The sequence below is a fragment of the Sphingobacterium daejeonense genome (assembly GCF_901472535.1).
Classification (GTDB): Bacteria; Bacteroidota; Bacteroidia; order Sphingobacteriales; family Sphingobacteriaceae; genus Sphingobacterium; species Sphingobacterium daejeonense.
The window spans coordinates 4,197,131-4,222,115 of record NZ_LR590470.1 but is presented as its reverse complement, the minus strand read 5'-3'; the positions used below and the strand labels follow the sequence as shown (position 1 = coordinate 4,222,115).

The window sequence follows — 24,985 nt, the reverse complement described above, 5'->3', positions numbered from 1 at the left end:
TGATTGTTTGCAATGAGAAAGAAGATAGACTCAAATTTAGATAAAGAAGTAAAGGAAGCTCAGCTGTTCCAAAACAGAAGGCAATTTTTGTCGAGTCTGAGCATTGGGATTGGCAGTGTAGCTCTGGGTGCCTTATTGATTCCGGATTTGTTTTCAGGTAAAGCTGGGAGCCAAGAAGCATTTGAAAAAGCATTGCCGCATTTTGCTCCAAAAGCAAAAAGAGTGATTTATCTATTCCAATCAGGTGGGGTTTCTCAATTAGAATCCTTTGACTACAAACCAAAGTTAAGAGAGATGATGGGACAGGATCTGCCAGCGTCTATACGTGGGAATCAACGATTGACAGGGATGACTGCCGGACAGGCTACATTTCCATTGGTAGGTTCTTATTTTGACTTTGCTCAATATGGACAAAGTAGGGCGTGGGTGAGTAGCTTATTCCCACATATGGCAAAAGTAGTAGACGACCTATGTATTATAAAGTCAATGCATACAGATGCTATCAACCATGATCCCGCAATTACTTTTTTTCAAACAGGATCGCAACAAGGCAGTCGTGCAAGTATGGGAGCTTGGCTAAGCTATGGTCTAGGGAGTGAAAACCAAAATCTTCCTGGATTCTGTGTTCTTGTCTCTAAAGGAAAAGGCAATGGACAGGGAGTGTACTCTAAATTGTGGACGAATGGATTTTTGGATTCTGTTCATCAAGGAGTTCAATTTATGGGTGGCCCGGATCCCGTACTTTATTTAAATAATCCCGAAGGAACCGATAAAATGAGCCGGAGGAAACTATTGGATAAATTGGCAGAGCTCAACAGTATGCAGTATGAAACATTTAAAGATCCTGAGATTACGGCGAAAGTCCAGCAATATGAGATGGCTTACAGAATGCAGACCTCGGTGCCTGAGGTCACCGACCTTTCAAAGGAGCCTGATCACATTATAAAAATGTATGGTCCAGAATGTCTGGTCCCCGGAACATATGCCGCAAACTGCCTGCTGGCTCGTAAATTGTCGGAAAATGGTGTTCGATTTGTTCAATTATATCACCAAGGGTGGGATCAGCATGGCGGATTGCCAGCAGAAATGGCCCTACAAGCCAAAGATGTCGACCAAGCATCTGCCGCTTTGATAACCGATCTAAAACAAAGAGGCCTTTTAGATGAAACATTGGTAATATGGGGCGGTGAGTTTGGAAGGACAAACTACTGCCAAGGTGGATTGACCTTCGATAATTATGGAAGAGACCACCATCCAAGGTGCTTCAGCATTTGGATGGCAGGTGGCGGAATTAAACCAGGGCTGGTATATGGAGAAACGGATGAAGTAGGCTATAACATCGTAAAGAATCCAGTTCATATTCATGATTTCCATGCTACTATTTTACATACATTGGGCTTGGACCACGAGAAATTGACTTATAAACATCTAGGGCGAAGGTATCGTCTGACAGATGTTGCAGGTACTGTTGTGAAAGATATATTAGCGTAAAGAAAAAGCTGAATGATCATCAAGAATTCTCATTTCAATGTGTTGATAGGCCTTAATAGCTTTATCCTGTTTTTCATTCTGTTCGAAAAAAGCATCCAAATTCCTGCTTTTCTTCAAGTATTCGGAAGGATGCATCCCTTATTGCTACACTTTCCTATCGTACTATTGATTCTTTCTTGGCTCCTGTATCTATTTAGAAGACCATTAGAAAAAGAAATTCCAAATGCAAGCAGATTTATCAATCTTATATTTTATGTAAGTGCATTAACAATTGCAATCACTGCAATTTTTGGCCTCCTTCTGTCGAAAGAAGGTGGATTTGAGGGAGAAGCATATTTATGGCATAAATACAGCGGTGTTGGCCTTTCGTTTCTAACACTTGGTCTTATAGCCTTTATCCGATTCAACATATCTTCGAAAAACCGTTTATTATTTACAGTGGGTATAAACCTATCCTTTATTTTGCTTTTGATTGTTGGACATTTTGGCGCCACTCTTACCCATGGAGAAGATTTTGTTTTTGCTCCACTGCGAGAAAAGAAATCTACAGAACTCAATATAGAGGATGCAATGGTATTTGAAGATGCTGTATTGCCAATATTACAAGCGAAATGTGCAGGCTGTCACAATGCAGACAAGGCAAAAGTAGGATTAATATTAACAGATAGCAGTTCTATTTTAAAAGGGGGTGAAAATGGCAAAGTATTTATAGCTGGGAACGCGTTAACTAGCTTGATGATAGAGCGTATATTAATGGATATCGACAATGAACATCGGATGCCACCAAAGGGTAAACCACAATTAAGTATCGATGAGGTATCTTTGTTGAGATCATGGATCCAAAGTGGTGGAAAATTTGATGTGCCTCTCTCTGCTTTTAGAGAACAAGACACTTTATTTCAATCTGTAAAGGCAGTTTATGGTTTTTGAAGGTGCGGAAAAATATGATTTCAGTCCTGCAAATGAAGAGAAAATCGCTGAGTTGAATACTCCATATCGGATTATCAATTCCTTGGCCCAAGGATCCCCAGCATTGGATGTTAATTTTTATGGCAAAGATTTTTACACCAAGGTGTCACTTTCAGAATTGCTGCCCCTTGCTGAACAGGTTGTTTCCTTAAACTTGAGCTCTATGCCAGTTTCAAAGGAAGATTTACAAACTCTCAAAAAGTTCAAGAATTTAAGAATCCTAAATTTAAATAATACCCAGCTATCGAATGAAGATCTATCTCAGATCGATGATCTAAAAAATCTTAAAAGCCTTAGTCTGATTGGGACACAAATAAAATTAGATGGATTACATAAAATTGTTGCTTTACCAAGCATACGGAAACTCTATGTCTGGAATACCGCTATTCAACCAAAGGAATTAGAGCAGATCAGGAAAGAGAACCCCAAAATAAATATTGATGCAGGTATTCCTCAGGATGACAATCAGAAACTGGCTTTGACTGCTCCAAAGATAACTCCTAATCGTAGTTTCTTTCAGAACAAAACTTTAGTTTCCTTAAGTCATCCTATTCCAGGTGTTTCCTTGCGATATACGCTTGACGGTAGTGATCCTGACAGCTCTGGAGCACAGATTTATAAATCTTCTATAACAATTGATAAAAATGCTCTGCTACGGGTTAAAGCAGATAAAGAAGGATGGCTGAAAAGCCCTGAAGTAAGACAGAATTTTTATATTGCTATTTTCAAACCCGAGAGAATAAACCTCGAAACAAGGCCACATCAACAATATAAAGCCAGAAAAGGTGAAAGTTTCTTTGATCTTGAAAGTGGTAGTGATAACAATGCCGACGGTAGATGGCTCGGGTTTCAAGGATCTGACATGTCTACTATATTGTCATTTGATAAGCCCGTTAAAATGGATACCGTTGCTTTGAGCATTAAACAAGACTATAATCAGCATATATATCCTCCAGAATCCATTGAGATCTGGGCGGGACTAGATTCGTTGAACCTTAAATTATTGAAAAAAGTAAATTTCACTCTAGAAAAACCAGACAAGATTAAAAATAGACGGATAATCGCCTGCGATATTCCCCATCAAGAAGTTTCCTTTATCCGTTTGAAAACAAAACCTTATGCTAAGATCCCTGAAGGATTTCCGGGTAACGGAAATCTTCCTTGGTTGTTCGTCGATGAGATTATATTGAAATAAAATCCCTAAACCCTCAAAATCTATATAATGAACAGAAAAGAATTCATTCAAAAATCCTCCTTATTGACAGGAAGTCTAGTTATTATGAAGGATTTGTTCGCAAAGTCAAAAGGTCCTGTTTATGGACACCATAATATGAAATACACCCTTGATACTGCATGGGCATCAAAACATAATCCAAAAGTAACTGTAAACGACTGTCATGAAATGGTTCAAGATAGTAAGGGCAGAATTTTCCTGCTAACAAATGATACGAAGAACAATATTATCATATTCAATAAAGATGGAGTTGTGTTAGACAATTGGGGGCATGAATTTCCAGGTGGACATGGCTTGACACTGCATAATGAAAATGGAACCGAATATTTATATATCACCGACAATAATAAACATCAAGTATATAAAACAACGCTTGATGGAAAGATCCTATTGACCATTGACGCTCCATTGGATGTTTACAATAAAGCAGAAGAATTCAATCCTACTGAAACTGCCATCGATAGTAATGGTGATATTTTTATTGCAGATGGATATGGTGCACAACATATTTTGCATTATGATAACAAAGGAAAATTGCTGAATCGTTTCGGAGGAAAAGGAGAGGGAGATTCCCATCTTGACAATGCTCATGGAATCACTTTCGACAACAGAAACGGCAGAAAAACTCTACTGATTACAGATAGAACTAGGAACTGCTTTAAACGGTTCGATACTTCAGGCAAATTGTTTGAAATCATTTCTATACCTGGAGCATGCGTGTGCAGACCAGTTGTACAAGGTGAAAATATCTATGCTGCGGTATTGCGGTCTCCGAATATGGATTTAGCAAATTCAGGATTTGTAACTATCCTTGATAAGAAAAATAAGGTAATCAGCAATGTCGGAGGATCAAAGCCGGTATATTCAAAAGGGGTGCTAAACCAAGTCCAACAACAAGAAAAGATTTTTGCACACCCACATGATGTATGCGTTGATGATGACGAGAATATCTATGTGGCTCAATGGGCATCAGGAAAAGCATTCCCTTATAAATTAACTCGAGTCTAACTAGCTTATTCTTCAGATTTCTTGGATCGATATTGTTCTCTGAATTTTATCTTTTCAGATTCTCTTTCTATAAGTAGCCTTGCTAAGGTATGGCCAGGCGATATTTTGCCAGCCTCATCAGCCAAGGCTTTTCTGGCCTTATCCTCTGAAACATCAATTCGGTATAAAATACTTATCAATCTGTTGAAATCAGTTGCTACCAGATGATCGAGATAATTCGCAAGTCCCTCAAATTGTTCTTGAAAGGATTGCTCCTTGGAAATATTTTCAACCTGCAGCTTTTCAGCAATTAATAAGATTGGATAATTCATTTGGTAGATTTTATTGTGATGCTCATATCTACTGTAAATTTAAGACTTAATGTTTTGAAAGTAAGAGATTTGGTAAATGTTTATCGGGGTTATTATAACCCTGATTATTTCCTGTTTTGAATGTTATCAAAATTACTATATTAGTGCAGTTTTTTATTCAGCTAAAAACTTGTGTTGAACCATAGTTGAATAAATTATTATGAAATTATAAACTCTAGTATGGCCAAAATTGATATTGTTCAGATTGCAAAAGTGTTGAATATTTCCAAATCAACAGTTTCACGTGCATTCCGTGACAGCGCTGATATCAATCCCAAGACCAAAGAGAGAATACTTAAGTTAGCAAAGGAATTAAACTATCAGCCCAACTATTACGCAAGTAACTTGAAAGAGCAAAAGAGTAAGACCATTGCTATTGTTTTACCTGAACTTGCCAACAATTATTTTACGCAGATCATTCAAGGAGCTGAACGGGAAGCAAAGAAACAAGGTTATCATATCTTGATTTTTGTGACCGATGATGATATTAGCAAAGAAAGAGATTTCATTCGCAGCTTGGCCAGTGGAAGGGTAGATGGAGTGATTATGTCGGTGTCAGGAGAATCAACGGACCATAGTTACCTAGAGTCAATAAACTATGACCATTTGCCTATCGTTCTTTTTGATAGGATTTATGATGACATAAATCTCCCGAAGATTGTGACGGATGATTATGAGAGTAGTTTTATGGCAACAGAACATCTTATCCAAAGTGGTTGCCAACGGATTGCCTATTTCGTTATCAATAAAGAGTTTATCTATTGGTAAGACTCGTTTGCAGGGTTATGAAGATGCATTGAAAAAATATAAGATCCCTTTAAGAAAAAGATTGATAGTGGATTGTTCAAACTCTTATGAGGAAAACGATGAAATTATCGAAACAGCAATTCTAAAGCAAAAACCAGATGGAATTTTGGCATCGGTTGAGCGTTTGGCATTTTCTACCTATTATGTATGTCAGCGTATTGGTGTTAAAATCCCCGAGGATATTAAAATTATTGCATTTTCAAGTTTGGAAATTGCAGGTTTGCTGAACCCACCTCTTTCAGTTGTTCGCCAGCCAGCTATTCAAATAGGGGAAAGAGCTGCTGCCACTTTATTGAAGCAATTGACGGGTGAAACTCTTCAAGAAAATGAAAAGTTTGTCACCATGAACTCTGATCTTGTTATCAAAGCATCATCCAGAGGCTAAGGATTTCATAAAACCTTTTATTCTGCTTTAACTGCCAAGGTTGAAATGGCAGCAAACAACATAAATACTCCAGCCATTGTAAGGCAATAAACAGCTTGCTGCTGGAAGACATGTTTAACCAAAACAGAACCGATCACTCCATTGACCAATTGTGGGAGGGTGATAAAGAAATTGAACAAGCCCATGTATAATCCCATTTTCTTCACAGGAACTACGCCAGACAATATGGAATACGGTGTTGCCAATATACTCGCCCAAGCAATACCAACAGCTATCATAGGTATATACAAAAGGTTAGGGTCTTGAATAAATAAGATAGATATTAATCCAATTCCTGAAATACCCAAAGCCAACATATGTGTTTTCTTTTTGCCAATAGCATGATATAGTTTTGGGAGAATCAACGCGAAAATAGTGGCTACTAAATTATATACTCCAAAAAGAACTCCAGTTAGGTTTCCAGCATCGGCGTAAGATGCAGATGAGGTATCACTTGGAGACAGGTGGTAAATATGCTGTGCTATTGCTGGTGTCGTAAAAACCCACATGGAAAATAAGGCAAACCAAGAGAAAAATTGGACCAAACCCAATTGTTTCATTGCTTTTGGCATATTTTTAAAATCCTTAAAAATAGAACCTAAACTATGGCTATGGGATTCGGTTTCCTCTTCATTTTCATCAAAAGACTTGAGTTCATCCGTTGTATACTCTTTGGTCGTGATGACGGTCCATAAAAGAGACAATACCAATACGATTGCACCTGCGTAAAAGGACCAGATTACATTGTCAGGGACATGTCCTTGTTCTGCCACTTTGCTTACGCCAAAATATTCAGAAAGTACAAAAGGGAGGAAAGAGCCAATAATCGCACCTGCTCCAATTAAAAACGTTTGTACGGCATATCCATAACCATGTTGTTCTTTTGGAAGGTTGTCAGCAACAAGGGCTCTGAACGGTTCCATCGACACATTGAATGCGACATCCATAATCATCAGCATACCGGCACCAATCAGCAAGGGTGGCAGTAGAAGCGTCAGAACAGAAGCATTGGGCATCAGCGCCAATGCAGCAGCAGCGACCAAAGCTCCACCCAAGAAAAAAGGCCTCCTTCTACCCAGACGTGTCCATGTTTTATCCGAAAAATAACCAACAATGGGTTGGATCAACATCCCAGAAAGTGGAGCAACAAGCCAAAAAAGAGATAAATGCTCTACATCGGCCCCAAAAGTTTGTAGGATTCTCGAAGCATTGCCCGTTTGCAATGCAAAGCCAAATTGAATTCCAAAAAAGCCAAAGCTCATGTTGAAAATCTGCGCACGAGTAAGCCGAGGCTTAGATCTTTTAGATGTCTGTTGCATGATTTGTAGATGTTAAAAATTGGTTTTGGTATGTAAATTAAAAAATAATATTGTTTTCATGATATTATTTTTCCAATAATCCCAACTATGCCCGCCTTCAAATTCCTCATAAATATGGTCAATTCCTGTTTCTTGCAGCTGTGCATGCAATTTCCTGTTGTAGTCTATCAGGAGATCTTCTTTTCCGCAATCAAATCGAAATGGAACCAAAGTGTCTTTTGTTGGCAACTAAACTATCTATTAAGGCTAATTCTGTATCTATTTCATATAGCTTTAAATCTTCTTCCACAAAAAATGAGAATTCAGGAATGGAGGTGATACTTGACAGACCAGAAAATGCTGAAAATACTTTAGGATGTCTACTTCCCAAGCGAATAGCTCCATAGCCACCCATGGAAAGACCAGCGATAAAGAATTTAGAATTATCGGAAATGAACTCTGGACAGAACTGTCGTGCAGCTTGGATAACATCTTCTATAATCCATTTCTCAAAATCTATCTCACCTTGGTTGAGGTATCCCGATCCATCTCCCCACATTCCATCTGAAGGCATCAGTAGGATCATTGGTTGTATCTTGCCTGCTGCTATTGCTCTATCAACTTGCTCATGAACTCCTGAACTCAGTGCCCAGCTCCATGCACTTCCATAAACACCATGCAATAAAATGGTAACTGAAACATCATCGGGACAATTCTCAGGAATATATATACAAATGTCACCCCTTCCTCTCAGATTACTCGACTTTACCGTTATAAAACTTAAATTCTCCGTTCCAAATTCTGGATTAGAATGTTCAAATGATCTAAATTTATTTTCCATAGCCTAAAAAATAATTACTCCTTTTGCATTCTTACCATTTAGCATGTCTTCAAATGCTTGCGGAAGTTGATCCAAAGAATATCGAGCGGTAATCATTTCTTCCAATAATAATTCACCTTCTTGATAGTGTTTCATGATGCGGTCAAAATCTTTGTTAGGATTGCACTTTCCGTACAATGGATTTAAATAGAGCTTATCCCATTCAAATAAGTTCATATCAAACTTTATCTCCTGTTCAATCCCACTAACCTGGATAGCTGTTCCTGCATTTCTGATCATTGCTAATGGAGCGGCTCCTAATTCTGGTCTTGCTGTACACTCGAAAGCATAATCTGCGCCTCTGCCTTCACATAGTTCCTTTACCTCTTCCGCTATTTTTAATAACCCCTCATCTTTAGGATCTGCCAATAAGCAATGGGTGGCTCCAAATTTTTTGGCCATTTCTAAACGATTCGGATTGATATCGATCGCAATGATTTTTGCAGCCTTGCTAATCTTTGCCCCTTGGATTACACTTAACCCAACCCCACCGGTTCCCAAAACAACAACCGAACTGCCAGATTCTACCTTTCCAGCATTGACAACCGAACCATATCCTGTCATTACTCCGCAACCAATGATTGCCGCACATTCAAATGGTAAATTCTCTATGCTGATCTTTGTGACCGCAGCAGCTTTAACCAATGTATATTCTGAAATAGTTCCAATATTAAATGACCGTTCTATCTCTTGGCCTTTCAAAAGTGAACCAGAAGGATGTGCATGGCCTAAATTCGTGCTATGTCCTTGTCCCGTAACAGGAGAAGATTTCTCACAGATATGATAGTTTCCTATATTACATTGGAAACAATTCATGCATGGGATCGCCCAATTCAGCAAGACCGAATCTCCAGCTTTCACATGCGTTACTGCAGAACCCACTCTTTCAACTACTCCTGCGCCTTCATGACCCAAAATAAATGGCTTGCCCCAATTCAAGGAATCATAATCAGTATGACAAATACCCGCTGCTTTAATCTTTATCAGAACCTCATCCCTCGCTGGATCAGCAACTTCAATTTCATCAACAAAAAATTTGCCCGTACCATCGGTAATCGCTGCTTTACATGTTATCATCATTTTTTCGGAAATAAAAACTTAAAGGGAATATCCAACCTGCTGGACCAGGCAACCTCATTGTGTGGATCCTCAGGAAATTCCTCGTATAAAACACTTATTTGCTTGTCATTATTTAGCAATTCCTTGACCATTCGATTGGTTGGAAGAAAATCGTAATCCAAATCTTTACCTCCGCAATCAAGATAGATCTTGCTATTGTGAAATGGACTTAAGTCGGATTTGATCTTCGACATAATATCCCCATCATCAAAGAAAAAACCACTTGAAAGGCATGCTGCCTTAGAAAAGATATCAGGATAATCATATAGCGCATAGAAGGAAATTAATCCACCCATAGAAGATCCAATGATCGCAGTATTGGACTTGTCTGTTTTGCTCCGATAGGTTTTGTCAATAAAAGGTTTGAGTTCCGTCACGATGAACTTCAGGTAATTCTCTCCCTCTGGAGTTCCGTTGTATTCAATCCAGCGATCTTTGGTATTGGCGATTCCAACGATGATAAACTCTTCAATTTCACCTTTTCTCATCAGACTATCTGCAATTTCATCCATTCGCCATTCGCTCCCACTTAAGTTTGTATGGTCGAATAAATTTTGTCCATCATTAGCATACAATACGGGATAGCTCTTTTTGGGATTTTCCTCATAACTTGGTGGGAGCCAAACCACCACATTTCTCGTATTCCTCAAGTATGTGCTTGAAAAATTATGATGATAGCGTACAGTTCCAACTATGCTCCTTTGATAAATATCATTCCAATTGCTGGGATTGAGAACCACCGTAGTGTCTTTTGTGATTTTTAGTTTGATCGGTTGGGCACTGTGACCATTTCCATTATAGAGCGCCTCCTTGAAATAAGAACCTCTTGTGATTTTAAACTCCAAATCTGTGTCCTTCGGAAACGAATAGACCCCTTTCCATATATTGTTGTCAACCTTTTTAAGGGCTTTGCTTTTTGGGTAGATCCAAAATCCCCAAATCCCTTGATTGCCGATTGGGAGGATGGAATCTTGAGGGGGAGTATTTGCTGGCGCATTTACACGAATGGTCAAGTTAACATCTTGGGCATAAACCTGTATGGTAAGCACAAGCATGATTATCACTAATATTTTGTTCATCTGTTTATAAATTGGTTGTACTAAGTTATTGTTTTTCAAGTGTCCATATGCGTAAAATATTAATCTATTTATGGGTTATTTTGGAAAAATTGACTTACATTGAAGAATATAAAAGCCATTATATGCAAAAAGCAAAACCTGAGATTTTACAGAATGGATTGCAAGAATCATTTTTGATCAGAACCTTTGGTCATGAGGCTTTTCTTGCACCTTACCATTACCATCCAGAATATGAATTGACCTATATAATCCATGGCAGAGGAAAAAGATATATCGGAAATAGGCTTGATGATTTCAGCGATGGTGACTTTGTATTGATTGGTCCCAATCAACCTCATTGCTGGAAGTTGGACCAAGATGACCCGAAGGCAAGTGCCGTTGTTATTCAGTTTACACATGAGTTCCTTGGCCAAGACTTCTTTGAGAAGCCAGAATTCTCCAACATCAATTCTCTTCTGAAGGAGAGTCAGGCAGGCCTTGGTTTTCGAAACCATAAAAAATTAACCAAATACATCCTTAGGCTTCGTAAATCCCAGGGGGTAGAGCGGATCATGAATTTTCTCGAACTGCTCAACCAATTGACCAAACAACAATATGATCCCATTAACATCGGAGCATTGGAAAATGGGAACAATAGTAGCACCGATACGAATAGGATCAATGTTATCATGGCTTATATCGTTGAAAACTTCAAAAATGATATAAGCTTGGATGATGTTGCCAATGTTGCCAATTTAACACCTAATGCATTCTGCAAATATTTCAAAAAACTAACACGCAAAACATTTGTCGATATGGTTGTTCAGTATAGAATGAATTACGCTGTTCAGCAATTGTTGCATACTGATGATCCTATCAGTTCCATCGCTCTCGCATCTGGATTCAACGACATGTCTTACTTTTATAAAACTTTCAAGACAAAAATGGGCATGAGCCCCTTGGCTTATCGAAAGAAATTTATGGAGTAGTTTACTTCATCAGCCACACCTGTGTCGCTGATCCCGAAATGACTACCTCTAATTTTCCATCCTTGAAACCACCCTTATTTTCTCCATATACTAAATTTGGATTTCCTTTTTCTAGGGGAAGTTCAATTTTCTCCTCGTTTGCTGAAAGGTTTATTATAACTAAAGCTTTAGTATTATCATTGATTCTGTAAAAACTAACAACATCTTTACTGTTGTTATTTAATGACTGATAGTTGCCATTGATCAGCACAGGATGTTCTTTTCTTAACTTTATCAAAGATTTATAGGTGCTTAAGAGCGAATTGGGGTCATTTTGTTGTTCTTCTACAGAAATGCCATCATCGCTTTTCACGGTACTTGTTTCCCACCAAGGGCCAGAATTACGATACCAGTAGGCCATACCCGGAGTGTCCTTGTTCTTAGTCCATTCAAATGCTTCTCGATATGGTATTTCATTGGAATCCGTAATGCCGCCATATTTCCCAAAAAAGCTGTCTCCTAACATGCCTATTTCCTGACCGTAATAAATCGAGGGGATGCCGCCAATCAGCAAATTCAAAGCTGCTCCAACTTTTTCTTTGCCTTTGTCCTGTTTTACTGCGGTAGAAAAACGGGGGATGTCATGGTTCTCTATAAATAAAATCTGGTTTTTCCCTTGGGGAGTTTCTTTGAAGGTTGTGTCTGCATAAGCCATAATCTTGGCTTTATCCATCGTGCGAATCGCCTGTTGAATTCGGAAGGCAAAAACCCAATCCACCTTGGCATCCGTTAAGTAATCAATGCCATACGAGCCCCAATCGGCTTGTTCAGCCATGATGTGGATTTTAGGATTTATTGATTTTAATGTGTCTATCAATGGCACCCAAAAATCCCTGAACAAATTCTTCAATCGACCTTTATTGTCAAGGTCATCCATCATATGGTCCAACCGGAAACCATCAACTCCATCATCAAAATTTCCGTCTTGGTTGGGATCCAACCAGTACGCAAATAACTCTTTGTTGTATTTGATCACCTCTTTGTTGAGCAAATTAACGGTTGTGATTTTTCTTCTTTGTCCATCATAACCCAATAAATCGTAGATGTCAAAAACAATGGATGATGGTTTCAATTGTTCCTTGTCATCATATAGAATGTAGTCTGAAAATTTTGATTCTGGCTTGCCCAATGATTCTTTATACCAGGGATGGTCTTCAGTGACATATTGTGTTTCCATGTCCATATAAAGTTTCATTCCTCTTCTATGCATTTCCCTTATAAGCGCCAAGTATTCTTCCTTGCTGCCATAAGTAGAGTCAATTTTTTCAAAATCACTGGAATAGTAATTATGATAATAAACGGATTCATATAGTGGCGTCAACAAAATGGAGGTCACTCCTAAATCTTGCAAATAGTCCAATTTTTGCTGAATACCAGCTAGGTCTCCATGTTCATCACCATTGCTGTCAAAAAAACTTCGCTGGAATACATGATAAATAATTTCATCCTTGATGTCATTATTAGTCTTTGTTTTATCTTGACATGCGGAGAAACCAACAATGAAAGTGGTTGCCGTAAGAAAAACAAAGAGGGTCAATTTTATGGCCCTGATCATATGAAATAGAGGTTACAGAACAGGATTAATTTCAGAATCTGCAAGAGTCCCTGCTTCTTTTCCCATTAACCACTGTTGACGGTCGTTTTCTTGCCATTTGTGTTTGGGCTCAGTTATCTTTGCACCATCCGCAAAGTAAATGATCGTCATCACTGCTCTTAATTTATCAGAAGAATTACCTGGAGCATTATGTATGGTATATCCATAGTGGAAAGTCGCATCCCCTGCATTCATATAATCAGCCTGGCTAATCTTGAAGTTTCTTTCCTTTACATATTCAGAAAAGGTTTTTTCAGACTCATCAGAAATAATAATATCAGATACATTATTGTCTTTATGAGAACCAGATGCAAAGGTTAACATGCCCATTTCAGAATTAGGAATATCAACCAAGGGCATCCACATCGTAATGGTGTTGGTGGTATCCAAAGGCCAATAATTTTGGTCTTGATGCCATGGAGTAGGACCGCCGCCAGCTTCTTTGAACAATGCCTGGTCATGATATAATCTTACTTTTTCAACTCCTAAGAGATCTGCTGCAATCTTCGCAAATCTTTTTGCCATCACAAAACGCTTCACTTCCTCATCCACACGCCATAAATTCATGATTTGAAGAAATGCCTTGCCATAGGTATCGCGGTCTTCAAGCTTTCTTTTTTCTTCGTTATGTTTTTCTGCAGCTTGACCAATAACTTCTCGAAAATGGTCAACTGTTTCTTTGTCCAGTATATCCCGAATTAAAATATGGCCATTATTTTGGAAATCGCTTATTTCAGCTGCTGAAATAGGTTTAATCTCATCAAGTATCTGATTTTGGGTATTGCTCATGATTTATAAATTTGGTCTTTACACAAAGTTAAGCAGGAAGATCTCAATTGTTTCGGGGGAATTTACGCATCTATATGGTTTATATTATCCTTTGAATATTTCATTACCTTATTTTTGATAATATTACCTCTATTAAATTAATGTAAACTTTTATCAAAGAATTAGGTTAAAGTGTAGGTTTTAAGAAGAAAACTGCCTTTCTTTTCGGGAACGGTTTCGGAAATTGGTCAAGGTTTTGATGTTTTTAGTTGTAATATTATGTTTTTAAAATATTATTAATCAGATAATTAAATAAAAAATAAGATGATTTTTTGCTAAAAATAAAAAAAGTGAAAAACTATTTTTTTTCTAACAATTCTATAATAATTTAGTAACAAACCAATAGGGGGCAAATGTATGCCTGCCGATTATAAACAAAAAAATAAAATATGATTAGGGATTTTTACTCTTGGCACTTTCGGCTAATAATTATCTTCATCTTCAGTTTTCAGTTTGTATCTGCACAACAGAATCTACAACTATCGGGTAAGGTTGTTGACGATTCCGGGAACGTTCTTGCTGGAGCAACGGTAAGTATTAAAGGTCAAAACAAACAGGTTTCTTCCGACCCATCGGGAAACTATGTGTTACAAGGACTATCTGCCGGAACTATTATCGTCGAGGCTTCCTATGTAGGTCATTCGACATCAGAACAGACCGTAAATTTATCATCTTCTCAGACTTTGGACTTTACATTATCCTCGAATGCAGCGGAAATTGGAGAAGTGGTGGTAATCGGGTACGGTGCCGTTGAAAAGAAACACGTCACAGGGGCTGTATCAAATGTGCAATCCAAAGACTTTCAAAAAGGAGCAATTACCTCACCGGATCAATTAATCCAAGGTAAGGTATCTGGGGTTTCAATTACCTCAAATGGTGGTTCCCCAGGTGCTGGAAGTACTATTAGAGTACGGGGAGGAGCATCCCTGTCAGCAAGTAACAACCCGCTGATAGTGGTCGATGGAAACCCTTTGAGCGGTGATAATGTACCAGGATCTGCAAGTCCACTTTCATTGATCAACCCGAACGATATCGAATCGATGACCATTCTAAAAGATGCAAATGCAACCGCTATCTATGGTTCAAGAGCTTCGAATGGTGTTATTTTGATTACAACCAAATCAGGTAAGATTGGAAGACCTAAGTTTACACTTTCTTCCGTAAACTCACTATCAACTATAGCTAGTCAAGTAAATGTATTGACTGCAGAACAAATCAGATCTTTTGTTAATGAAAAAGGTACGGATGCTCAAAAAGGTCTATTGGGATCTGCCAATACGGATTGGCAAGACCTCATCTATCAAAATGCTTTGACAACAGACAATAATGTTACTATGTCAGGCGGTTTGAAAAATATGCCTTATCGGGTTTCTATTGGTTATCTGGAACAGGCGGGGATTTTAAAGACCGACTTGATGAGAAGAGGAACCATGGGTGTTAACCTTTCTCCTCGTTTCTTAGACAATCACTTGAAATTAGATATCAACTTCAAAGGAACTATGACCAATCAAGAGTTCGCAAATTCAGGAGCTATTGGTTCTGCAATTGTATTTGATCCAACTCAAGAAGTTTATGACCCTACGAGTCCTTATGGTGGATTTTTTGAATGGCAAGAAGGGGCAGTGCCGAACTCATTGTCTCCGAGGAACCCAGTTTCATTGTTAGAGAATTACAGAAATAGAGGTGCTGCCAAAAGAAGTATTGGTAACGCCCAATTGGACTATTCTTTTCATTTTTTGCCTGAATTGCATGCAAATGTAAACGTAGGTTATGATATCGCCGCTGGAAATGGAGCAACAACAATCCCGTTCTTTGCAGCATCAAATTTTGCCAATAAAGGGTTCTTCCAACGATATAAAGGGAAATCAAACAATACCTTTATCGAAGGCTATTTGAGCTATGTGAAAGATATTGAAAGCATCAACAGCAATGTGAATGTAACTGCTGGTTATGGTTACTATGACAACAAAGAAACTAAATACAACTTTCAGTCTTTTAACTCCTTTGATGAAGTTATCACTACACCAACATTTCCAGATGATGTGCAGCAAAACAGACTATTATCTTATTATGGAAGATTGATTTATTCCTTTGCTGATCGTTATATTCTTTCGGGAACAATCCGTGCGGATGGATCATCCAAATTTAATCCTGATGGTCGTTGGGGTATCTTCCCATCTGCTGCTTTTACGTGGCGCATTAAAGGTGAAAACTTCTTGAAAGACAACAACAGTATCTCTGATTTGAAACTTCGCTTAAGTTATGGTGAAACAGGTAATAAAGATGGAATTGCAAACTATGGTTTTATTCCAAGTTATTACTATAGCTCAAATGAAGCCCAATATCAAGTTGGAAATCAATTTTACCATGTTTATTCTCCAATTGCTTATGATGCAACATTACGTTGGGAATCTACAGCTACCACAAATATTGGTTTGGACTACGGTTTTTGGGGCGGTCGTATCTCAGGTAGTATCGACGCTTATCACAAAAAGACCAAAGACTTGCTAGCGACTATAGAAATACCTGTTGGTACTAATTACAGTAACCAATTGTTGACCAACGTAGGGAATATGGAAAACCGTGGCGTTGAAGGTAGCATCAATATTCAAGCTATCAAATCTGATAACTTTAACTGGGACATCGGTTTCAATATGACTGTCAATGAAAGCAAGGTAACCAATCTTACTTTAAATGAAAACCCAGATTATCAATTAGCAGCAGGTTGGATCACAGGTGGTACAGGAAACGTAATCCAATACCATACTGTAGGATTGGCTCCCTATCAATATTTTGTTTACAAGCAAGTTTATGATCAACAAGGTCAACCTTTGGAAGGTGTCTATGAAGATCTAAATGGCGATGGTGCTGTTACTCCAGCTGACCGTTACTACTATAAAAAACCAGCTCCAGATTATTTTATGGGTCTGACTACTTCAATTAACTATAAAAGATTAACGCTAAATACGGTGTTGAGAGCGAATTTCGGAAATTATGTTTATGACAATATTTCCTCAAATTTTGGAGTAGCGCGCAATATCCTCAATCCTTCACGTTTTGTTAATAACGCAACAACAGATATTTATAATACCAATTTTAACAACAACCAATATTACAGCGATTACTATATCAATAATGCTTCATTCTTAAGAATGGACAACTTAGGATTGATCTATAACGTCGGTAATCTGGACAAGGCAGGAACAGTAACAATGACTGTTAATGCAAATGTTCAGAATGTATTCACGATATCGAAATACAAAGGTATTGATCCCGAACTTTTCAATGGTATTGACTACACGATGTATCCAAGACCAAGGGTTTATTCATTAGGGTTGAACTTTGGTTTTTAATTTAATATAAGAATTTCATGAAAAGATATATAAAAAACACAATTTGGGGCAGCATGCTGATCTTGTCTATAACTTCATGTAGTGAAGACTTATTAGATTTAACTCCAAAGAATGATATAACAGCCGATCAGGTCTATAGTTCAGAACAAGGATATAAAGAAGCTTTCTTAAAAGTATATGGAAGTTTGTCCATGACATCAGGAGGTGGAGAAGGTGCAAGTGACCTTGCTGGTATTGACGCAGGACAGTCCGATTTCTTCCGTCTTTACTGGAACATTCAGCAATTGACTTCTGATGAAACTTTATGTGGTTGGAATGACCCAGGAGTTCCGGATATGGTATATGGAATGCCAGACGCAGACAATATCATGGTCAAAGGACTCTATACACGTACGTTATATACCATTACCGTTGTCAATGAATTCTTGAGAGAAAGTACTCCTGAAAAACTATCGGCTCGAGGAATTAGCAATACCGCAGAGATTGAAGATTACAGAGCTGAAGCAAGATTTGTAAGGGCTTATCAATACTGGGTGTTGTTGGATCTGTTTGGTAACCCTCCGTTTATAACAGAGGATAATCTAATTGGTAAAGTGTCACCTGAGCAAATCAAAAGACCTGATTTGTTCAAATATATTGAGACTGAGTTATTGGCCATTGAACCTTTGATCAAAGGTCCAAAACAGAACGAATATGGAAGAGCAGATCAAGGTGCGGTTTGGACGTTATTGGCTCGTCTTTATTTAAATGCGCAAGTTTATACCGGTCAGGCAAAATATACCGAAGCTATTACTTATGCAAATAAAGTGATCAATGGAGGCTATGCATTGGCTTCAAACTATGCTAATCTGTTTTTAGAAGATAACCATGTGACCAGTAAAGATGAGATTATTTTCTCCATTAACTATGATGGTGTTAAAACTAGAAATTATGGTGGTACAACTTTCCTGATCAACTCATTGATCAACGGCGAAATGAACCCTGCATCATATGGAGTTCCGACCGGTGGATGGGGTGGTAACCGCTCAACCAAAGCATTGCCATTATCTTTCACCGATTATAGTGGAGCAACGGATAAGCGCGCCATGTTCTTCGGAGATAAAATAGAAAATGATGAATTGGGAGAATTCAAGGACGGCTTAAGAGTTACCAAGTTTAAAAATATGTCTTCAACAGGAGTTGCTGGGCCGTCACAAGGTGGAACATTCAGTTCGCTTGATTTTCCATTGTTCCGATTGGCAGATGTTTATTTGATGTATTCAGAAGCTGTTTTGCGAGGTGGTACAGGTGGTTCTACTGCACAAGCCCTAAATTATTTCAACCAAATCAGAAGAAGGGCGTATGGAAATACAAGTGGCAATGCTTCAGCAATTACCTTAGACGATATCCTCAAAGAAAGAGCTAGAGAACTGTATTTTGAAGGCTATCGCAGGACAGATCTTATCCGTTTTGGAAGATTTACAGGAAGTAATTATATCTGGCCTTGGAAGGGTGGAGTAAAAGATGGTCGTTCAATCGAAGATTTTAGAAGCCTGCTGCCATTACCATCGTCTGATGTGATTGCAAATACCAATTTGACTCAAAACGAAGGCTATTAATATTAATAAGTAGAAATTATGAACCTAATAAATAAACTTCTGATTTTATTTTGTCTGAGCACTGTGATGCTGACTTCATGCGAAAAGGATGAGGTAAGGACAATTGCTGGGGAAGGTCAGTCGGGAAGCTTGACTAGTTCTGCTAGCACCATCAATTTAACTAAAGAAAAACTGGACGAAAAAGTCCTTGAATTTAATTATACAGAATCTAGTTTTGGATATAATGCCGGAATTACTTACTCACTCCAATTTGCGAAAAAAGGAGCCAATTTTTCCCCTGCCCGTGAAGTGGTGTTTGCAAATGGTGTAACCTCTAGGTCATATACTGGTATGGAATTAAACAATCTTTTATCAGCCATGAATTTGCCTTTCGAATCCAATTCTGATATTGAGGTACGGTTAAAATCAAGCATTTCTCCAAATATTGCAGTCTACAGTAATGTAGTCAACATCAATTCAAAACCTATTCCATTAACATCTTGGATCTATATTCCTGGCGATTATCAAGCATGGAACCCTTCAACCGCTGATAGTTTGATCTCTTTGACTGGTAACGGTATTTACACAGGTATCATCAATTTCCCAGCAAAGGATTCTGGATTTAAGATTACTACTGGAAAGAACTGGAATGTCAATTTTGGGGATGGTGGCAATGGTACAATCAGCCCAACTGGAGGAAATTTTATGTCTCCTTCTGCCGGCACATTATTGCTGACCATGGACATGAACAGTAATACATTTACCATAGAGGCAACAGGAATTTGGGGTATGATCGGTAATGCAGTTCCTAATTCAAATTGGACCGTTGATGCAGACATGAAATTTATTAACGATGGTAAAGGGAATTGGGTGTTAACTACCGATCTTAATCCTGGTGAGTTTAAATTCCGAAAAGGGCATGATTGGGGTACCAATCTCGGAGGAAGCAACGGAACTCTTACGCTAGGAGGAGGAAATATCCAGGTAACGGAGGCAGGAAACTATACTGTGACAATGAATCCGACCGATCTTACTTTCACAATGGTTAAAAACTAAACAACAACAAATATGAGAATCATTATTGCCATAATCTTTATTTGCCTGCAATTTTCATCTTATGCACAAGTGGACCGAATAGAGCCATTGAATTGGTGGGTAGGAATGAACAATCCAAATGTACAATTATTGGTCTATGGCAATAAATATCTCCAATAAATCTGTTTCGGTAGACTATCCAGGAGTAGAAATCCTCAAACAGCATAGAGTAGAAAATCCAAATTATATTTTCTTGGATTTAAAAATAGCATCGGATGCCAAGCCTGGAAAAGTATCCCTAGTATTTAAAGAACAAGGAAAAAAAGACTTCGTCAGGCCTTATGAGCTGAAAGCTCGTGATGAATCCAAGAGAAAACTTCAGGGAGTAGATGCTTCAGATTTTATTTACCTGATTATGCCAGATCGTTTTGCAAATGGAGACCCTTCAAATGATAGAATAAAGGGAATGGCAGATCAGACATTAGATCGTGACAGCATGTATTACCGTCATGGTGGTGATCTTCAAGGAATCATTAACCATCTAGATTATTTGGAAGAATTGGGAGTTACAGCACTTTGGTTAAACCCAGTGTTGACCAATGACCAACCTAAGACATCCTATCACGGCTATGCGAATACGGAGAGCTATTTTGTTGACCCTAGATTTGGTGGGAATGAAGCTTACAGGAAACTGATCGACGAATGCCATAAAAGAGGCATCAAAATGGTTCAGGACCTTGTACACAATCATTTTGGCACCGAGCATTATACGGTAAAAGATATGCCAATGAAGGACTGGATCCATCAATGGGATAGCTTTACTAAAACAAACTACCGTGAACAGGTTCATATGGATCCTTATGCTGCAAAAGCAGACAAGGATATCATGGTGAACGGTTGGTTTGACCGACATATGCCTGACATGAATCAACACAATCCTTTTGTAAAAAATTACATCACCCAAAGCCATATATGGTGGATTGAGGAAATGGGCATTGATGGTTTCCGCCTTGATACTTATGCATACAATGATTTGGATTTTATGGCAGAGTGGGGGAAAGCAATAGATGCTGAATATCCTAAGATGACCTATTTTGGTGAAACTTGGGTACATGGGATCCCGAATCAAGCCTATTTTACAAAGGCCGATAAGATTAATCAGGGTATAGATACCAAACTTCAAGGAGTAACTGATTTCCAAGCATATTGGGCTATCAACGAAGCACTGAACGGAAAGTTTGGCTGGATGGATGGAGTGGTAAGACTTTATAACACCTTTGCAAGTGATTTTATGTATGAAGATCCTTATCGTAATGTTGTGTTTTTGGACAATCATGACCTGAGTCGATTTTTGTCAGTCGTTGGCGAAGATTTCAAAAAATATAAGTCTGGAATAGCTTGGTTGTTGACCACAAGGGGTATTCCTCAATTATATTACGGAACTGAAATACTCATGAAGAATTTCGCTAGTCCCGATGGGTTGGTCCGTGAGGATTTTCCAGGTGGATGGCCAAAAGATAAAGTCAATAAATTCACTGCTACAGGTCGTAGCGAAAAGGAAAATGAAGCCTTCAATTATGTGAAAACCTTAGCTAATTACCGCAAAAACAACCCTGTTTTGCATCACGGTAAAATGTTGCAGTTTATTCCGGAAGATGGGGTTTATGTGTATTTCCGCTATGACAATGAGAAGAGGGTGATGGTAGTTATGAACAGTAAACAAGAAGATATAAAACTCAATACTAAAAGATTTCAGGAAGGAATTGGATCATCAACCAAAGCAATGAATGTAGTCACCGGGGCATCATTGGACCATATTCAGGAGATAGATGTTCCAGCTGTAAGTACACAGGTGTTTGAGTTAAAATAATATTATAATGGGTTTAGAAGCATGTTTATTTGATCTGGATGGAGTATTGGTTGATACTGCCAAATATCACTATCTGGCCTGGAAACAATTGGCAAATTCCTTGGGTTTTGATTTTTCTGAAGAGGAAAATGAACAGTTGAAGGGAATCAGCAGAGTGGAGAGTTTAAGGAAGATTTTAGCATGGGGCGGAGTAGACTTCCCTCAGGAAAGACAAGATGAACTCGCAGCTTTAAAGAATGGCTGGTATGTGGAAATGATATCTGAGATGACTGCTAATGAGGTGTTACCAGGCTCAATAAAACTTTTGGAAGAACTAAAGAACAACCATATCAAGATTGGACTGGGATCAGCAAGTAAAAATGCTAAGCTGATATTGGATAATACAGGACTTACACCTTATTTTGATGCCTTAGTTGATGGAAATATTGTCAACAAATCTAAACCTGATCCTGCAGTATTCCTCAAAGGAGCAGAATTGTTGAACGTTGATCCGAAATCCTGCGTTGTTTTTGAAGATGCAAGTGCTGGTGTAGAAGCAGCCTTGAGAGCAGAAATGAAAGCTATAGGAATAGGTGCAGAAAAGGACCTCGGAAAAGCTCATTTAGTCGTTAGTGATTTAACACATATCGACCTGAAAACTATTCAAAATCTATTTTAGTGCGTATCTAATTCATTTAATATATGAAAAATTATATCCAAGCCGATCCGTGGAATATCATAGAAGAGGGCTTTGACCCAAGACTGAATAAGATTTCTGAAAGTTTGTTTAGTATCGGAAACGGTAAGATGGGGCAGCGGGCAAACTTTGAAGAATCCTACTCTGGAGAAAGTTTACAGGGGTCCTATGTTGCAGGTATATACTTTCCAGATAAAACTAGAGTAGGATGGTGGAAGAATGGATATCCACCAACATTTGATAAAGTTATTAATTCAACGAATTGGATCGGAATCGATATCTATATTGACAATGAAATATTGGACCTTGCCAAATGCCAAATTAAGGAATTCAAGCGTGTCTTGAATATGAAAGAAGGGTATCTGCAAAGATCCTTTATTGCAAGCTTGGAATCTGGCAAGAATGTTAAAGTGAATGCAATCCGGTTCTGCAGCATTGCAGATGATGAAATCGGTGCAATACAATATTCAATAACCCCTGTTGACTTTGATGCAAATATTCGAATAGTTTCAAAGCTTGACGGTGATATTGCAAATGAAGACAGCAACTATGATTTTAAGTTTTGGAATGCTGTTTCAGATCGGTCAACAGATAATGGAATCTTCCTTCAGACTAAAACACTGAAGACTGAATTTGATCTCTGTGTGGGTGCTCAGACAAAGCTAAAAGTAAATAATGAACCTGCTGAGAAATTAAAATACATCGTTCATCATAAACCGAAATACATAGCTGAGGAATTTTCCTTAGATGTATCAAAAGGTTTCGAGGTCCAGATTGTCAAAATTGCCTGTGTTGAATCTTCATTGAATTACAAGGCTGATGAATTAATGGCCTCTTGTGAGAAAAAACTTGTTGATGCTAGTAAAAAAGGATTTGACAATTTGATGAATGAACAAAAAGAAGCTTGGGCAAAGAAATGGGAGCAGAGTGATATTCAAATTGAAGGTGATATAAAAGCACAACAAGGGATCAGATTCAATATATTCCACTTGTTTCAGACTTATACGGGGACGGATTCTCGTCTTAATATAGGTCCTAAAGGTTTTACAGGTGAGAAATATGCTGGCGCAACATACTGGGATACCGAGGCGTATTGTATTCCTTTTTACCTAGCAACTGCTCCTCAAGAGGTCGGCAAGAACTTATTGGTATATCGATACAACCATTTGGATAAAGCAATTGAAAATGCAGAAATGCTGGGCTTTATCAATGGTGCTGCATTGTATCCAATGGTAACGATGGATGGTACCGAAAGTCACAATGAATGGGAAATCACATTTGAAGAAATTCACAGAAATGGGGCCATTGCCTATGCCATTTATAATTATATCAATTACACCCAAGATTGGGATTATCTCCAAGAATATGGCATCGAGGTATTGATTGCTATCGCTCGATTTTGGGCGCAGCGCGTAAATTGGAGCCAGGAAAGGGAGAAATACGTCATGCTCGGTGTTACAGGACCGAACGAGTATGAAAACAATGTCAACAACAATTGGTATACCAATTACCTTGCTGTATGGTGTATAAAATATACCCAAGAAGCCATGAAGTATGTCGAAGAAAACAATAAATTTCGTTATGATGAAATTCTCGACAAGCTTAATTTCAATGCTGGGGAATTGGCCCAATGGAAGGATATTGAGAAGAACATGTATTATCCTTATCACGACAGGCTAAAAATCTATCTACAGCAAGATGGGTATTTGGACAAGGAGCAATGGCTGGTTAAAGATTTGCCAGCATCAGAAAGACCATTGAATCAAAAATGGAGTTGGGACCGTATATTGAGGTCAAATTTCATTAAACAGGCTGATGTTTTGCAAGGGATGTATTTTTTTGAGGATGAGTTTGATATAGAAGATATCCGAAGGAATTTTGATTTCTATGAACCACGTACTGTCCATGAAAGCTCATTGTCACCATGTATCCATAATATCCTTGCAGCGAAACTTAATGATGAATCTAGAGCATATGAGTTTTATTTAAGAACCGCTCGATTAGATCTAGATGATTACAACAACGATACAGAGGACGGTCTGCATATTACTTCCATGGCAGGGACATGGATGAGTATAGTTCAAGGATTTGCAGGAATGCGCATTAAAAACAATAAGCTCTATTTCCAGCCTTTCCTTCCTGAACAATGGAATTCATTTACATTCCATATCGGATTTAGAGGAGATATATTATCCATAAAAATTAGTAAAGGTTTTATGGAAATTGTAAATAAATCGCATCATGATATTACAATAGCTGTTGTGGACAATGAATACAGCATTCCGGCAAATTCATCGCTGGAAATAAATTTGAAGGTTTAAGTTGATTATATAGTTATAGTGAAAAAGCGCCCTTGATGGCGCTTTTTTTACCTACACGGTCTGTA

22 protein-coding genes are annotated in these 24,985 nt (G+C 38.2%); 14 read left to right on the top strand and 8 right to left on the bottom strand.

Annotation, left to right across the window (positions count from 1 at the left end):
• Window positions 1-12 precede the first annotated feature (12 nt).
• Genes FGL31_RS20120 through FGL31_RS20105 form a run of 4 tightly spaced genes read left to right on the top strand, consistent with a single transcriptional unit; the run spans window position 13 to window position 4,702 of the window.
• The gene (locus tag FGL31_RS20120; protein WP_099370698.1) at window positions 13-1,491 is read left to right on the top strand and encodes a DUF1501 domain-containing protein; all 1,479 of its coding nucleotides are present in this window, start codon (window positions 13-15) and stop codon (window positions 1,489-1,491) included.
• Window positions 1,492-1,503: 12 nt separating this feature from the next.
• Window positions 1,504-2,421 (top strand): c-type cytochrome domain-containing protein, encoded by a 918-nt coding sequence (locus FGL31_RS20115; RefSeq protein WP_138094012.1) that lies wholly within the window; start codon window positions 1,504-1,506, stop codon window positions 2,419-2,421.
• Entirely contained in the window at window positions 2,411-3,655 is a 1,245-nt protein-coding gene (locus tag FGL31_RS20110; RefSeq protein WP_138094010.1) for a chitobiase/beta-hexosaminidase C-terminal domain-containing protein, read from the top strand. Before FGL31_RS20115 ends, FGL31_RS20110 begins: the two co-directional genes overlap by 11 nt.
• 27 nt (window positions 3,656-3,682) lie before the next feature.
• Window positions 3,683-4,702, top strand: coding sequence for an NHL repeat-containing protein (locus FGL31_RS20105; RefSeq protein ID WP_138094008.1), 1,020 nt, complete (start codon window positions 3,683-3,685; stop codon window positions 4,700-4,702).
• Between the two features lie 5 nt (window positions 4,703-4,707).
• Here FGL31_RS20105 and FGL31_RS20100 read toward each other — a convergent pair whose 3' ends face one another.
• Window positions 4,708-5,013, bottom strand: a complete 306-nt coding sequence (locus tag FGL31_RS20100; protein ID WP_138094006.1) for a hypothetical protein — start codon at window positions 5,011-5,013, stop codon at window positions 4,708-4,710.
• Between the two features lie 219 nt (window positions 5,014-5,232).
• On the opposite strand from FGL31_RS20100, the gene FGL31_RS28445 reads away from it, so the two are divergent.
• On the top strand, window positions 5,233-5,820 hold the full coding sequence (locus FGL31_RS28445; protein WP_262709194.1) for a LacI family DNA-binding transcriptional regulator: 588 nt from the start codon (window positions 5,233-5,235) through the stop codon (window positions 5,818-5,820).
• On the top strand, window positions 5,726-6,244 hold the full coding sequence (locus FGL31_RS28440) for a substrate-binding domain-containing protein (RefSeq protein WP_262709193.1): 519 nt from the start codon (window positions 5,726-5,728) through the stop codon (window positions 6,242-6,244). Before FGL31_RS28445 ends, FGL31_RS28440 begins: the two co-directional genes overlap by 95 nt.
• Window positions 6,245-6,261: 17 nt before the next feature.
• On the opposite strand, the gene FGL31_RS20090 is transcribed toward FGL31_RS28440, so the two are convergent.
• Genes FGL31_RS20090 through FGL31_RS20075 form a run of 5 tightly spaced genes read right to left on the bottom strand, consistent with a single transcriptional unit; the run spans window position 6,262 to window position 10,659 of the window.
• On the bottom strand, window positions 6,262-7,602 hold the full coding sequence (locus tag FGL31_RS20090; RefSeq protein WP_138094004.1) for an MFS transporter: 1,341 nt from the start codon (window positions 7,600-7,602) through the stop codon (window positions 6,262-6,264).
• A 12-nt stretch (window positions 7,603-7,614) separates the two neighbouring features.
• Window positions 7,615-7,812 (bottom strand): alpha/beta hydrolase-fold protein, encoded by a 198-nt coding sequence (locus FGL31_RS30115; protein WP_197734333.1) that lies wholly within the window; start codon window positions 7,810-7,812, stop codon window positions 7,615-7,617.
• Complete coding sequence (locus tag FGL31_RS20085) at window positions 7,793-8,422, bottom strand: alpha/beta hydrolase (protein WP_197734332.1); 630 nt, start codon at window positions 8,420-8,422, stop codon at window positions 7,793-7,795. Before FGL31_RS20085 ends, FGL31_RS30115 begins: the two co-directional genes overlap by 20 nt.
• Before the next feature lie 3 nt (window positions 8,423-8,425).
• Entirely contained in the window at window positions 8,426-9,541 is a 1,116-nt protein-coding gene (locus FGL31_RS20080; RefSeq protein WP_138094002.1) for an alcohol dehydrogenase catalytic domain-containing protein, read from the bottom strand.
• Window positions 9,538-10,659: an alpha/beta hydrolase gene (locus FGL31_RS20075; RefSeq protein ID WP_138094000.1), complete on the bottom strand. Its 1,122-nt coding sequence runs from the start codon at window positions 10,657-10,659 to the stop codon at window positions 9,538-9,540. Before FGL31_RS20075 ends, FGL31_RS20080 begins: the two co-directional genes overlap by 4 nt.
• A gap of 47 nt (window positions 10,660-10,706) precedes the next feature.
• Here FGL31_RS20075 and FGL31_RS20070 point away from each other — a divergent pair, with 47 nt between their 5' ends.
• Window positions 10,707-11,627, top strand: a complete 921-nt coding sequence (locus FGL31_RS20070; protein ID WP_138093998.1) for an AraC family transcriptional regulator — start codon at window positions 10,707-10,709, stop codon at window positions 11,625-11,627.
• Between the two features lies 1 nt (window position 11,628).
• On the opposite strand, the gene FGL31_RS20065 is transcribed toward FGL31_RS20070, so the two are convergent.
• Window positions 11,629-13,221: an alpha-amylase family glycosyl hydrolase gene (locus tag FGL31_RS20065; protein WP_138093996.1), complete on the bottom strand. Its 1,593-nt coding sequence runs from the start codon at window positions 13,219-13,221 to the stop codon at window positions 11,629-11,631.
• 12 nt (window positions 13,222-13,233) lie between these two features.
• On the bottom strand, window positions 13,234-14,049 hold the full coding sequence (locus FGL31_RS20060) for a phytanoyl-CoA dioxygenase family protein (protein ID WP_138093994.1): 816 nt from the start codon (window positions 14,047-14,049) through the stop codon (window positions 13,234-13,236).
• 428 nt (window positions 14,050-14,477) lie between these two features.
• Here FGL31_RS20060 and FGL31_RS20055 point away from each other — a divergent pair, with 428 nt between their 5' ends.
• From FGL31_RS20055 to FGL31_RS20030, 7 genes are read left to right on the top strand one after another with little or no spacing between them, the layout of a single operon-like run.
• Window positions 14,478-17,441: a SusC/RagA family TonB-linked outer membrane protein gene (locus FGL31_RS20055; protein ID WP_138093992.1), complete on the top strand. Its 2,964-nt coding sequence runs from the start codon at window positions 14,478-14,480 to the stop codon at window positions 17,439-17,441.
• A 17-nt stretch (window positions 17,442-17,458) separates the two neighbouring features.
• Complete coding sequence (locus FGL31_RS20050) at window positions 17,459-19,039, top strand: RagB/SusD family nutrient uptake outer membrane protein (RefSeq protein WP_138093990.1); 1,581 nt, start codon at window positions 17,459-17,461, stop codon at window positions 19,037-19,039.
• Between the two features lie 18 nt (window positions 19,040-19,057).
• Entirely contained in the window at window positions 19,058-20,074 is a 1,017-nt protein-coding gene (locus FGL31_RS20045) for a SusE domain-containing protein (RefSeq protein ID WP_138093988.1), read from the top strand.
• A 12-nt stretch (window positions 20,075-20,086) separates the two neighbouring features.
• Window positions 20,087-20,233 (top strand): cyclomaltodextrinase N-terminal domain-containing protein, encoded by a 147-nt coding sequence (locus tag FGL31_RS26840; RefSeq protein WP_232047015.1) that lies wholly within the window; start codon window positions 20,087-20,089, stop codon window positions 20,231-20,233.
• A complete protein-coding gene (locus tag FGL31_RS20040) occupies window positions 20,211-21,923 on the top strand; it encodes a glycoside hydrolase family 13 protein (protein ID WP_232047014.1) in 1,713 nt (570 codons plus the stop codon). The genes FGL31_RS26840 and FGL31_RS20040 overlap by 23 nt, the downstream gene beginning before the upstream one ends.
• Before the next feature lie 7 nt (window positions 21,924-21,930).
• Entirely contained in the window at window positions 21,931-22,581 is a 651-nt protein-coding gene (pgmB, locus tag FGL31_RS20035; RefSeq protein WP_232047013.1) for a beta-phosphoglucomutase, read from the top strand.
• Between the two features lie 23 nt (window positions 22,582-22,604).
• Entirely contained in the window at window positions 22,605-24,920 is a 2,316-nt protein-coding gene (locus FGL31_RS20030) for a family 65 glycosyl hydrolase domain-containing protein (RefSeq protein WP_138093984.1), read from the top strand.
• Window positions 24,921-24,985: the final 65 nt, after the last annotated feature.